The following is a 13,591-nucleotide window of genomic DNA, read 5'->3' as shown; positions in this document are numbered from 1 at the left end:
CGGCTCATGCCCAATCGATCGTCCCTCGACCAAGAACTGGCGTCCCTGCGCGGCCTGATCGCCGACATGGCCAATCGCGTCGACGAGCAGTTCGCAAACGCGATGAACGCTCTCCTCCAGGGCGATGTGGACCTCGCAGAGGAGGTCGTGGCCGGGGACGATGCCGTCGACGCCCTCGAGCTTCGAATCGACGAGCAGTGCGAGCGGATCCTGGCCCTCCACTCCCCCGTGGCGGTGGACCTGCGCATGCTCATCATGGCCGTCAAGATCAACACCGACTTCGAGCGGATCGGGGACCACTGCCGCAACCTCTCCCGCAACGCACGCTACCTGGCCGATGCCCCGGGGCTGCTCGCCGACACGCGACTCCCCAAAATGGCCGACATGTCGCGTACGATGCTGCGAGAGGCCGAGATGGCGTTCCTCGAAAACGACCGGCTGAAGGCACGCAAGGTCATCGCCCGGGACCTGCAGGTGAATCGCCTGCACGAAGAGACCTTTACGACCCTCGTGGAGATGTGCGAAGAGGGGCACGAGCAGTCCGAGGTGATTGCCCACCTTCTGACCGTAAGCAAGGCGCTGGAGCGCATTTCCGACCACGCCAAAAACATCGCCCAGAGCATTGTCTTCATGGTGGAGGGCCAGGACCTCCGACATCGGGGCCTTCAAGACGATCCCCAGCCCCCCGATCTTCCCCCCCTCGACGAATCTTCGACGGACGAACTGTTTAGTGAGGGGACGTAGACTGCCTCTCATCCGGCCATCTCTACCGTACAATGGTCAAACGCCGGGTGCGGGTGCGTCCATCTGCTCGGAGTTGCACCACGTACGCCCCACTGGAAAGCCCACCCGCATCAAAGCGCAAGGGGGTTGATTGGCCAGCACGGGGGGTCCCTTCGTAGAGCGTCTTGACCTGTTGCCCGAGCATGTTGTAGAGCACGACCTCGGCCTCGGCCCCTTCCTGCACGGCAAACGAGAATGTCGCCCGTTCAGAGACCGGATTGGGCGCCGGTGCACTCAGGTGCAGTGCCCCTTCCATGCCGACGGCAATCTGTACCGTGTCGCTGAGGGCCGTCGTCTCGTCAAGGTCGACCTGTTCGAGCCGGAAGCGGTGCGTGCCCGGCCCCAGTCTGCGGTCAACTGTAAACCGATAGGACTGCGCCTCTCCGGTGCTTCCGTCGGCCGCGTTGCTCGGGACGAAGTCGAGGGTCTGCCAACTGCCGGTCTGGTCGTACTGGACACGAAAGCCCGCGTTGTTGGTCTCGTTCGCAGTCTGCCACGTCAACAGCACCGACGAGCCATTGCGCACCGCCGAGAAGCCGGTCAGGTCCACCGGCAGGGCCGTCGACGCGCGGATGGGTACCAGCTGGGGTCCGTTCCTCGACGCCCCGAGGACCCCTTCGTAGGTGAACGTCCCGGCCGGAATCGACTTGCCGCCCAAGTTTGTCTCTTCGGCTCCTCCTACCTGATAGTCAAGGAGGGTCGTCCCCTCCTCCACCTCGTACGTCGTGTTTTCGGCGAATGTCCCACTGGCGTTCGGAAACGAGAGCCCATCGACCCGAAGGAGTTCGCTCTCAAATTTGTCCCCACTCGACCGAAGGGTGCTCAGTGACACATCCTGAGCCATTGGAAGCGATCCTTGCTCCAAAATGATGTAGTTCTTAAGACCTGAGTTATCGATCCGAAGAAGCCCATCGGGCTCCGACAGTGTGCCTCGCACGTAGAGACGGGTTCCTTTCGTGATATCTCCTCCGATGTCGTCCTTCAGAGCCCCACTCACCGGACCGACCGTCAGACCACTCGGATCGCTGTTGTCACTCTCATCCTGAAACCGGACGTACTCTCCGAATGCTCGTGTCACGGTACCCGTCACTGTAGCGGTAGTACCATCTCCCCCCTGACGTCCATCTTGCATGTTTAAATTCCCAACCCGCCCTTGGTCGATGTCTGAGATCTCATAGACAGTGCCGTCTTTTTCAAATACACTGGTGGGGACCTCACCAACTAGATTATTACTCGGAGTGAGCCTGAAGGGAGTGCCAGGCTTTTGTATACCCTGTGTCAGTTCGACATCGATCTGGAGGAACTCTCCACTCCCGGACACGGAGCTACCGGCGGTGTTAGATACCCGAAGCTTACCTGAGCCTTCGTTTGTCGTTAGGTTGTTTGACCCAAAACTGAGCTCATTTCCGTCTCGGACCTCAACAATAGTCAGAACCGTGTCATCGAATATGAACTCCATACCTGAGTAAGACTTCGCGTCTTTACCTCCAAGATCCACCTCGATGCTGAGAGTAACAGTATTCCCAGGCGTCGGCTCCACCTCCGGGACGGTCACAGAAGGAACCTTCTGTGCCTGAGAGGACAATGGACTCCCCACAACGAGGGTAACAACAAGCAGAGCCAGGAGTGCAGGCAGAAACCGATCACTCATCGTGGTCGAAAGGGGTTTGTGTACGAGCTCGGCGATTTCCCCCAAGAACCAAAGGGGTCCGAGGAGCACAGCTCCTCGAACCCCTTGGTCATCTAGGGAAGCCGATCTGGATAATGCGCTGATCGGGGCTACCGAACGACCGTCATCTTCCCAGTCTCGGTAACACGGTTGTCGTCCATCTCCACGCGGGCACGGTAGAAGTACGTGCCGGACGAGAGGTCCGAACCGTTGACTCGAACCGTGCGGCCCGCTCCGGCCGACAGTTCGCCGCGGTGGGCCGTCTGTACCTTCCGGCCCAGCAGGTCGTAGACCTCGACGGTCACGTTCGCCTTCTGAGGCAGGTCCATCTCCAGCGTGGCGGCCTGCCGGAAGGGGTTCGGGTACGCCCCCTCCAGGGCAAACTCGTCCGGGATGGAGACCAGTGACTTCGTCTCCAGCTCCTGGGTGGCTGATTCGTTCACGGCCACGTTGCCGCCAATCTTCAAGGTCGCGTCCTCCTTCTCCCGTTCAAGGGTGAGGGTCGCCACCTTGCCCGGGTTGGCAATCGGCGTGGTTCCGGCCATCGAGATCTTCAGGGTGCCATTGTCGGCCACATGGTGCACCGCCTGCCAGTCGTCCGGCAGCTGGGCGGTCATGTCATTGACGGCCACCTTGTCCCGGTCGATCTTCGTGCTGACGTCGATGGCCTGCACGGACGTCCCGATCTGGTTCAGGACGAGCGGCAGTTCCGTCTTCGCACTCTCCGCACTGACGGACTGCTTCGGTTCCGTCACATCCCCCCAGGCGAAGGACGTGCCCGCATCGCCGGACGCCTTCGATGTCGTCGCCAGGGCCTCCTCAGTGCCTTCCTCACAGTCCGGCGCGGCCGGGAAGCAGGAGATGCCTCCCACCGTGCGCTGCAGGATCAGCGAGGCGTCGAAGGCACTGACGTCCCCGTCGCCAGTGACATCCCCGTGGGTCTGCTGCGCATCCAGCAGGTCCGTTGTGCCAACCACGAAGTCGAGGGTGCTCCCCGCGTCTCCCGCGGTGATGCTGAGGTTAAGGTCAGTGTCGCCGTAGAGCGGCACGACCTCCATGGTGTCATTCGCCGGCGTGGCCGGCGGCTCACCCTCGTTGAAGGTCATTTCCTCCATGTTCATGACCATCTCACCATGGTCGGGCTGGCCGGTCGCCTTGATCGACACGAGAACGCCTTCGCCTTCGATGTCGAAGAGAGCGGCCCCATCGTCACCGTCGGATTCTCCGCTCTCGGTGCTGTTACTATTCAACCCATCGTCGGCCGCGGCGATGGTGACGGTACCGGCCTCGTTGTTAATGTCCGAGGTCAGCGTGAGGCCTTCACTGAGCGTACCCTCGGTCGTGACCTCCTGCACCTGCATTCGATCAGTGTTAAAGCCCATCTCCATCTGGTAGGAGAAGACCTCCAGGTCATCGAGGCTTTCGACGTCCATGTTCAGCGTAAACGTCTCGCTGGGGAAGACCTCGCCGTCTCCCTCGTCCTGAGGGGTGACAGAAAGGGCCTCGATTACATCGAGCGTGAACGGCAGCTCGGCGGTCTCCGCAAGCGGCGCGTTGGTCACGAAGCCAAGGCCCGACTGGTACGTGCCCTCAGTCAATCCAGGCACGGTCGTATCGATGTTGAGGCCGAGCGTGTCCGACTCGGACGGTTCGAGCGTACCGGTCGTCTGATCAACAGCCAGCCACTCGCTGCCGTCGAACACCCGGACATCATCAACGCTCCACCAGTTGATCTGGAAGGAGTCGCCCTCGAACGTCCAGGCCAGGTGGAATTCATCCGAGCCCACATCCTCATTCTTGACCACGATCTGCTCTTCGATCGGACCGACATCTTCGGCCGGGAATTCCTTGACCGTGGTCCAGGTCTCTCCACCGTCGCCGGTGCTTTCGAGCCGCAGGTCGAATTCATCAGGGGAGAAGGCATTGATCAGGTGGGCAAACTCGACCACCACCTCCGATTTGCCTTCGGTGTCCAACTGTGGCGTCACCATGCGCTGCGTGCCCACAGTGGTTGGGCTCCAGTAGAACTCTGCCTCGGGGGATTCGGCGGGAGAGCCAAGGCCTCCCTGTCGCCAGTTTTCCCCATCGTTAGCACCGGTTCGGAACCAGCCTCCCTCCGGCGGAAACTCACCGCCGAAGTTTTCCTCACTCAGGAGGACATCTTCGACCGGCGGCTGCGACGGCAGGACCGAAAGCTCGTAGTCCAGCGGGGCGTCTCCCACGTTACTGACTGCGACTGTCTCCTCCTGCGTCTGGCCAATGTAGGCCTGCTTGTCGAAGCCTTGCGGATCAAGCGCGAGCTCCGGCGCCGGGATGCCCTCGCCGACAAGCGTGACCTCGCGGGTCGAGATCTCTTCGCCCTCGATGGTCATCGTCGCCGTGAATTCGCCGACGCTCTGCGGCGTGAAGGCGACGTCGAAGATTTGTGCATCCCCCGGCTCGAGGGTGAACTCTGAGCCGCCGGTGAAGGCGAAGTTCTCCGAGTCGACCGACACGTTTGTCACGTTCAGGTCAGCCGCGCCGTCATTTCGGAGCGTGACCATCTGCGTGCTCGACGTATCGTCCACGAAGAGGTCCTCGTATCCGAGCGAATCCTTCGAGACGAAGGAAATTGGTGCAGCCTCTACCGAGAGGTTGACCGAGACCGACTCGCTCGGCTCGCCCTGCAGCTGATTCCCGACGATGCTGATTTGGGCTTCGTAGTCGCCCTCGACGATCTGGGTGGCGTCGTACTCTGCCTCTAGTTCCAGCGTGGCGCCAGCCGGCACCGTGCCGTTTTCTAGGTTCGTCGCGAGCCACGGAATGCCCTGTCCCGGCGTGGCCATCCAGCCAAGCTCGTCGTTTCCTCCTTCCGGGAAAGGCCCAATCAGCGTCGTGTTGCCGGTCTCGCGGTCCACCTGGCGGAGAGTACCACTCCCGCAGCCGAAGAGACCGCAGTCATGGAGCGCGGCCATGAGCACCTGGCCCGTCTCAGCGTCGTAGGTCATGCTCTGGGCAAAGTTGGCGTCGATGCCCGTGGGCCCCACGACCTCCGTCTCCGCCGTCTCAAGGTCAACGCTCAGAATTTCGTCGTTGGCGATCTCGTGGGCGTACGCATTTCCTTCGCCGTCGATCGCAAGGGCCACCACAAGGTCTCCACTCGCGTACTCCCCCACGAGGTCAAGCTCGGCGTCGTCTACGTCCAGCTCGTAGAGCCGGTTGGTATTGCCCTCACCAGCGGTCACGTACGTCGTGCCGTCCGTCGGATTGGTTTCCAGGTCCGACCAGGAGACGTCCGACCCGACCGGGTTCAGTTCCCCGATGCTCTCGACGGTCCCGTCCGCAAGCGCATACGTCTTGAGGGTGTTGTCCGTATTGTCGATCCAGTAGATTTCTTCGTTGTTGCCGAAGGTGAAGTTACCAGCGTATGAGTCGACCCCTTCGTCGACCACCGTGAATTCGCCCGGCAGGCCCACGTCGAAGGCCACGAGTTCAGGGGCAAGGACCTCTGCTCCGTAGGCCGTCACGCCCGTTTCCTCCAAAACCTGAGGACCATCGAGGAGGCGTGCCGCGGCAGGAGTGGTTGCCTGCCCCTCACTGGGAACGGGTCCGAGAGATGGCTCCGGGGTCTCTCCGTCCAGTTGCGGCGCGGTCTGCTGAAGCTGACGCCAGCGCTGGAGCTTCTCATCCGCCAGCTTCGGCGTAATGTCCATGCTTTCCGACTCCAGAGATTCGATCAGGACCGAGAACGGAAGGCTCTCACTGAACTCGTTGGTGATGGTAAACTCCTGGGTGGCCGTCGAGTCACCGGTCGTCAGGTCGATCTCCTGCTCCAGCGCGTCCGGCTCAATCGAGACGAACGGCGATCCCTGTCCGGTGATCGTGACCTCCTGGGTCCCCGTGGCCGAGTTCGCGAATGAGAGCGTGGTCTCGAACGAGCCATTCTCCGTCGGCTCGAACACGAGCGGGATGCTTCCACTCTGTCCCGGGTTGAGGACAAACGGCGATGCGTCCGCCACCGAGAATGGCGTGTCTCCCTCGGCAAGCTCGATCGAGGCCACCTGCAAAATGGCGTCGTCACTCGTGTTCGTGACGGTGAGCGTGTCCTCTCCCGTCGTGCCGGCGAAGACCTCGCCGAAGTCGAGGCTCTCGTCCACGGAAATCGCCGGGGTTCCTTCCACGGTCAGCGTGACCGGAACTTCCTCGACCGGTGTGCCCGGGTCGTTGCTCTCGACCTGAACGCTTCCGGAGTACTCGAGGCCCCCGATGAGGTCATTCGCATTCTCATCGTCCGCCACGGTCTCGAGGGTAAGCGTGATTTCTTCTCCCGGGTCCCCCGCAGCCACTTCCCCCTCGGTCGGCTCGGCAGCCAACCACTGGAAGCTCGGCCCCGGCGTGGCAAACCACCCGAGTTCGTTGGACTCGCCTTCCGGGCCAATCGGGGCAATCAGCTCCGTGTTGCCCGTCTCCGTGTCTACCTCTCGGAGTTCGGCGGGCACAGAAGCCGTGGACCCCTTGTATGCCGCCATCAGAAGCTGATCCGTCGCGTGGTCGTAGGTCATGCTCTGGGCGAAGTTGGCGTCGATGCCCGTGGACCCGAGCACCTCCGTCTCCGCCGTTTGCAGGTCGACCGTCAGGATGTTGTCCCCCTGAATGTCGTGGAGATACCCTTGTCCCTCAGCGTCGATCGCGAAAGCGACAGGCAGAAGGCTTCCGGGAAGTTCCCCGACGAGCGTCAGCTCCGCGTTCTGCGGATCGAGTTCGTAGAGCGCATCGGTGGTCGTCACGTACGTCGTCCCAGTGGAGTAATCCGTCTCGAGGTCGGTCCACCCTGGATCACTGGACTGCGGATTCAACTCCCCAATCGTCTCGACCGTCCCATCGTCGAGAGCGTATGTTTTCAGGTTGTTGTCCGCGTTGTCAATCCAATAGAGCTCCTCATTATTCCCCTGGATGAAGTTTCCGGCGAAGGAGTCCACGCCGTCGTCGACCAGCGTGAGTTCGGAGGGAACGCCAAGATCGAAAGAGTAAATTTCGAACTCCTGGTTGAAGGTGTCATTCCCGAAGCCGGTCGTCCCGACCTCGTCAAGTAGCTTGGCGAGAGAGCGACCCTCCACCTCCGTGGATTGCTGCTGCACGGCTCCCTCCTCGGGCTTGTGCGTCGTCTCACTCGCCGAGAATCGGTCTTGGGGTTGATTGGCCTCGATCTGCTCAAGGCGCGGGGGGAGCGCACCAACCAAGCTGCGAACCTCCGTTGGTTCACCGATCGGGTCGGCGATGTCAGAGCCACCAGTGCCGGCCTGCAGGGCGAACGATAGCGTGTCTTCTCCGACATTCAAGATTGAGAAGTTGTCTGTGCCGGACTCTCCGGTATTCAGCGTTTGGGACACCGACTCTGGATCCACGGCGATCGCCGGTGCGTTCTCGGTGGTCGCCGACGCGACGTTGGACAGGTCCGACGTACTGCCAAACGTGTCCGACGACTTGACGGCGAAGAAGTATTCCGTGCCGGGCGTCAAGCCCTCAACCTCTGCCTCGTCGGTCTCTCCCGGTGCAGACGGGGACGGGAGATCATCGGCCTGCGTGGCGTTCTCAAAGTCCTGGTCGCCCTCGATCGGGTCGGTGGAGTAGCGAATGTCGTAGACCGTTGGCTCCCCATCTGGGGCGGTCCATTGCAGATCGACGTGGGCCGACGCAACGTCGGTGACCGAGAGGTCGGTGATCGCCGCCGGGGCCGTACCGTCATCCTCCTGCAGTGCCTGGGCTAGGTTGAGGCGACCCGCCCCAATGTCCAGCGTCGCCCCAATGTCGTCCGCAGACTCCTTCAGGATCGACTCCACCTGGTCGGGGCTGCTGACGTCGGAGAACTCGGACACCACCAGCGCGGCGGCCCCCGACACGTGAGGGGCGGCCATCGAGGTCCCACTCAGGAACTCAAAGTTACTCTCGACACTCCCCTGCCCCGCAATCCAAGTGCTCAGAATCCCGGTGCCCGGGGCGGCGATGTCCACCCATTCCCCAAAGTTGGAGAAGGTGGACACGTTGTCGGCCTGGTCTGTGGAAGCCACCGAGACGATTGGCTCGTAGGCCGCCGGAAACCAGTCCCCGTTGTCGGCGTCGTTTCCAGCGGAGAACACGACAATCCCTCCGTCGAGATCATCGCCACCGCCGTTGTCAATAAAGTAGTCGATGGCGTCCTGCAGGGACTGCGGGAATACCCCCGGGCTCGTAAAGCCCCAGCTGTTCTGGGAGACGGCCGCGCCGTTGTCGGCGGCGTATATGTATGCATCCGGCTGGTTGAGGCCCGGAGTGACCATGAAGCGAACCCCGTCCCCACGTCCGTCCGCAAACTCTCCGTTTCCGCCGGCCGTCCCCGCCACGCCGAAGCCGTTGTTGGTCGCGGCGGCAACCGTCCCGGTGACATGCGTCCCGTGCCCGTTGTTGTCGGTCAGGTCTGCGGGATCACCAGCACGAAAGTTCTTCCCGTGAACACTTCCGTCACTCGGGTCCCCGCCGTACCAGACGTTCGGCTCAAGGTCCGGATGATTGAGATCCGTTTCGGACCCGTCGAAGCTTCCACTGATGCCCGAGTCGTGAATGCTCACGACGACGGTCGTGTCTCCAGTTCGGGTCTGCCATCCGCCTCCCGCCTCGATATTCTGGAACCCGTACTGGTCCCCAAACAACGGATCGTCGGGGGGACCGGGCAGTGGGTCAAGCAGAGAGGTAGCTGGGGCCGACCCGCGCTCGGTGACATGCTGCTCGGCCCGAGCCTTTCCTTCGGCCACAGAGACGGCCGAGGCATTCGAGTATGCCCCCATGACCCTCTCCACGTCCGTGTCCGCCGACGCCTTTCCGTCGGCGAGACGGATCTCGTACCACCGGTGGAGGCCGTAGTCGCGGTGACGTTCCTCGTACTCGCCCCCTACATCAAACAGGGGCTCAATCGAGACGGCGTCGTACTCCTGATTGAGTGCATCAATGGAGGGGACGCCGAGCATCGCAACCCCGTTTTGCTTCATGGGCGTCGCCTGACCGGCAACGTCCGGGGCCACCTTGATCCGGAGCACGTCCTCGTGCCAGGTGCCTTCTCCCTCCTGTTCAACCGATGTGCCTGGAGGGTCAGCCCCTTGACCGAGGGCCGCCCCGGCAAAGAGCGATGCAGAGACAAGAAGTGCAAAGGCAGCGCCCAAGAACAATGTCCATGGGCGTGCCGCAGAACCTATCCTTTGTACCGTTGTATCCATTGGGCTTGCAGCGGTAGCTGTGGGCGCCCCGCGTCGGCCGTCCCTTCCAAAGACCAGTCCGGCGCGGGGCTTCAGTATGTTATGTCAAAATGTAAGAATCGTCGGGGTCGTGTGAGGAAAATTCCTCACACCTCCTACCGAGATCTTTTTTCTTTGCTGTTTTTGTTCATGGCATGTCAATTGTACCTAGAGAAAAATTTGTTGTCAAGACGAATGAAGTCGGAAATTCCTGACTGGCTGAAGCATCAGTCATGGTAATCCAAAAGTACCACTGATCTCATCTGGGAACGGGGACTCTTTCTGCACTTCATCCGCACGCATCTCGATTTTGTACCTGTTTCTCCTCCCATCCATCGAGTTGCCCCGTATTCCTCCGGACTCGCTATATATATCTTAATTTTTTATTCATGTTAAGGAGAAAAGTAGTTTTAGAAAGACACAAGGAATGGAACCAATGGACCCTGTCTTACAGTCCCCTAAAACGGTGTTTTTTACTCCGTCCGATAATTCTCACCGCTCTTTCGTTTCTTTCGGAAGGCGGTGCGGCACTCGCAGGGTTTTGGAGGCGTGCCTGGCTTGCTCAGGGCTGTGGGACGGCGTGTCTTTCTTTTTCCTCTCGTGAGCCGCTGCAGTGGGACGAGCAGAAAGACGGGACAAATGCTCGACTCCGAAGGCATCGGGAACCTCTTCTCGAAGCTACTCCACGTGGGCCTCAATTCTTTTCCGTCGGGGCACCGTGAACATCTCTTTCAAACCCCCAAGACAAAAATGCCCCGCAGCATCGATGATGCCACGGGGCACGGGGAGATGGAGTTGGTTGCCCAGGGTGGATTCGAACCACCAGCCTCCCGGTCCAGAGCCGGACGCTCTGCCAATTGAGCTACTGGGCAATCGTTTGGGGACGCCGTTTTTGAATCAATACACGAAATGAGTCCTCTATCGGCCCGGTTCCGACATGCCGGACGGTCCAGAGGGTTTGACGGACGCTTCACCAGAGGGCTCGTCTCTTGCGGATCGGGGCTGGGCCTCCGGGCCGTCGTTAAGCCACCGGGCAGCCGCGGCCTCCGTGCCCTTTCGCCCGTCCACCGTGTCGAGGTCGGCGTGGCGCCAGGCTGCGATCTGGTGCACGATTTGGGCCCGTACGTGCCGCTGCAGGGTCCGGGCCTGGTCCGGCGTGTAGTCGTCGGTCTCGACCGGATCGAGCACTCGCACGCGGATGGGCTCCGGATTGGGCTCGAACCAGGGGGAGTGCTTCGGCAGGGCCTCGTGCGTGCCGTCGATGGCGATGGGCAAAACCGGCACCCCTTCTTCGATGGCGAGCCGGAAGGCCCCGTCCGAAAACTGTTGTACCCGCCCGTCACGGGAGCGTGTGCCCTCCGGAAAGAACATGACGCTGCACCGCTTCGCCAGGTAGTCGCGGGCCGTGGTGAGGACCTGGGCACGGCTCTTCTTGCGCCGCCGGTCGACCGAGATGTCCCCGCTCAGGCGCAGAAGCCACCCGGCCACCGGCAGGTCGAAGAGCTCCTTCTTCGCCACCCACTTCATCTCCCAGGGCACGCGGGAGATGATGGGGGGATCCGCCTGCGAAAAGTGATTTCCGACCACCACGCGCGGGCGGCGGCCATTCTCCGGAAGCGGGCCCTCCAGGTGCACCTCCCAGAACGGATTCACGTACGTAAGCAGGCGCCCCAGGATGCGAAGCGTGTACCCGGCGTAGTAGTGAGCGGGATCGCGGTCCACGACCCGCGCGACGAGCATTACAGGCACCCACAGGACGATCAAGAGGCCGATCGCAAACCACACCCAAAGGGACGTGAGTACCGAGCGCATTGTACAAGAGAAGCGAAGGACAGACAAGCAGTACGACAGAGTCTATGCCCGGCCGAGGGCATTTGGTTCAGGGCCGGCTCGTGTGGACGCACCCAGGATGGACGCCCTCGCGCGAAGCCCGTGAGCGAAGAGGCAGAATCTCGTGAATCTTTTCTGATCGGCATCGTACCGCCCTGCTGTGCATAGAAGTTGTTGTGGCAAAACAGCCCCAATAACGCAACGTGCTTCCTCCGCCCCGTGGCTGCTCCCTCAGATACCCTTAAATACTTCCACGAGGAGCCCGCGCTTCTCGAAACCGTTACGCCCGACGGCAATCCCGACGCCCGTCGGCGTGATGATCGCCCGGAGCCCCCTAGGACCCTCTCCGACCTTCGCGACTCCCCGTTCGACACGAACGACGTCTACCGTGGCTACCTCGCCGGCACCAACCACGCCGACGACGCTGTGGGCCTAACGACCCTCCGCGCCCCCGACGCGTACGTAGCACCGCTGCTCGACGCCGTCGGTCGGTCGTGGTGGGGCCGTGTCACGACCCAGGGCACCGCGGAGTCGTTGGCTCCGGACACGGCGAGACGGGTTCTCCGTACGCCCTCCCACACCACACTGTTGGTGTCGGCCGACGCCCCAGTTGCGGCGGAACGGATGACCGCTGTGGCAGGTAGGGCTCCGCGTCGTGCCGCCGGCGCCCTGCAGTCCCTACTCGAAGACGCCCATGTCGTCTTTTTTCCGGAGCCAGCCCACGACGGACACGATTGGGGCTTCTTCTCCCCTGTTCCGGTACGGGACCGGCTCGTAGCGGCATTTCGAAATGCTCCTGCCGAGAAGACCCGCCGATTTGTCCTTCCCTACCAGAAGGCCCGTTCTGAATCCAAGTTTTACTTTGACACATGGCAGCTGACGGACTCGCCGCTCCCGAGCTACATCGAGGAAGTGTAACCCCTGTGGACGATGCCGGCCATGTGCCCTGGATGAAACGGTGCCTGGACCTGGCACGGACGGGGGCGGGCAGGGTGAGCCCCAATCCCATGGTGGGTGCCGTTCTCGTTGCTCCGGACGGGACCGTACTGGGAGAGGGTGCTCACCGGGCCTATGGAGAGCCCCACGCGGAGGCCCACGCCCTTCAGGCAGCCGAACGGCAGCACGGCCCCGCCGCCCTCCGAGACGCCACGCTGTACGTCAACCTTGAGCCCTGTAGCCACCACGGCAAGACGCCGCCCTGTACCAACCTGCTCATCGAGAAGGGGGTGCCTCGCGTCGTCGTGGGGACGGTGGATCCGTTTCCCCAGGCCCAAGGCCGTGGCATTCGTCGGTTGCGCGAGCAGGACGTGGAGGTGGAGGTTGGGGTCCACGGGCGTGCCTGCCACCGCCTCAACGAGGCATTTTTTCATCACGTCGACACCGGGCGCCCGCTCGTCACGCTCAAGACGGCCCAGACGCTGGACGGGCGCATCGCCACCCGCACGGGCGACAGCCAGTGGATCACGGGGGAGGCCGCACGCACCCTCGTCCACGAGTGGCGGGCCGAACTAGACGGGGTCCTCGTGGGCCGCGGCACCGCCGCGAGCGACGATCCGCGCCTCACAGTGCGTCACGTGGACGGCCCCCAGCCGCTCCGCCTCGTCCTCGACCGCACGGGCAGCCTGTCTCCCAACTGCACCCTCTTCACCGACGCTCACGCCAACGACACGGTCGCCGTCATTGGGAATGACCGGCCTCGTCCCGACTACGCCGATGCGTTGACCGACCGCGGGGGCACGATCCTCCGCATCCCCGAAACGGACAATGACCACCTCGACCTGGATGCCCTCCTCCGGCGCCTCGGCACCGACGCCGGCCGCGACGCGGAGCCGCTTCAGTCGCTGCTCGTCGAAGCGGGGCCCGGCCTTGCCACGGCCCTCTTCCAGCACGACCTCGTGGACCGCTTCTTCTGCTTCGTCGCGCCGAAGGTGGTGGGGGACGGCATTCCCACGCTGCGCGACCTGGGCGTCACGGAGATGGACGACGCCCTCACGTTCGCCGAGCAGGAGTGGCAAACCGTGGGCGACGACGTGCTTCTGCGCGGCTATCGGCGCCCCGCGTAGAA

The 13,591-nt window shown here is 62.4% G+C and carries 6 protein-coding genes, 1 tRNA gene and 1 pseudogene; 3 read left to right on the top strand and 5 right to left on the bottom strand.

Translation table 11 applies throughout. The features are described 5' to 3' along the window. Nucleotides 1-6: 6 nt before the first annotated feature. Nucleotides 7-744, top strand: coding sequence for a phosphate signaling complex protein PhoU (gene phoU, locus B7R93_RS09235; RefSeq protein ID WP_103020469.1), 738 nt, complete (start codon nucleotides 7-9; stop codon nucleotides 742-744). A gap of 22 nt (nucleotides 745-766) precedes the next feature. On the opposite strand, the gene B7R93_RS09230 is transcribed toward phoU, so the two are convergent. From B7R93_RS09230 to B7R93_RS09215, 5 genes and pseudogenes are all read right to left on the bottom strand, one after another. After that, on the bottom strand, nucleotides 767-1,861 hold the full coding sequence (locus tag B7R93_RS09230; protein ID WP_232798297.1) for a T9SS type A sorting domain-containing protein: 1,095 nt from the start codon (nucleotides 1,859-1,861) through the stop codon (nucleotides 767-769). Nucleotides 1,862-2,071: 210 nt separating this feature from the next. Then, nucleotides 2,072-2,434, bottom strand: a pseudogene (locus B7R93_RS16225) (cohesin domain-containing protein); the annotation flags it as partial. 128 nt (nucleotides 2,435-2,562) lie between these two features. Continuing rightward, on the bottom strand, nucleotides 2,563-9,624 hold the full coding sequence (locus B7R93_RS09225) for a S8 family serine peptidase (protein ID WP_232798245.1): 7,062 nt from the start codon (nucleotides 9,622-9,624) through the stop codon (nucleotides 2,563-2,565). Nucleotides 9,625-10,492: 868 nt separating this feature from the next. Beyond that, a tRNA-Gln gene (locus B7R93_RS09220) sits at nucleotides 10,493-10,568 on the bottom strand. A 46-nt stretch (nucleotides 10,569-10,614) separates the two neighbouring features. Beyond that, the gene (locus B7R93_RS09215; protein ID WP_103020467.1) at nucleotides 10,615-11,508 is read right to left on the bottom strand and encodes a lysophospholipid acyltransferase family protein; all 894 of its coding nucleotides are present in this window, start codon (nucleotides 11,506-11,508) and stop codon (nucleotides 10,615-10,617) included. 237 nt (nucleotides 11,509-11,745) lie between these two features. Between B7R93_RS09215 and B7R93_RS09210 the strand changes: the two genes are divergently transcribed. Then, entirely contained in the window at nucleotides 11,746-12,444 is a 699-nt protein-coding gene (locus B7R93_RS09210) for a hypothetical protein (RefSeq protein WP_103020466.1), read from the top strand. After that, a complete protein-coding gene (gene ribD / locus B7R93_RS09205; RefSeq protein WP_103020465.1) occupies nucleotides 12,396-13,589 on the top strand; it encodes a bifunctional diaminohydroxyphosphoribosylaminopyrimidine deaminase/5-amino-6-(5-phosphoribosylamino)uracil reductase RibD in 1,194 nt (397 codons plus the stop codon). The genes B7R93_RS09210 and ribD overlap by 49 nt, the downstream gene beginning before the upstream one ends. The last annotated feature ends 2 nt before the right edge of the window (nucleotides 13,590-13,591 follow it).

Source organism: Salinibacter altiplanensis, from assembly GCF_002894645.1.
In the GTDB taxonomy this organism is placed as follows: domain Bacteria; phylum Bacteroidota; class Rhodothermia; order Rhodothermales; family Salinibacteraceae; genus Salinibacter; species Salinibacter altiplanensis.
Note: the sequence above shows the minus strand (reverse complement) of the source record. Positions and strands in the feature narration are given on the sequence as shown.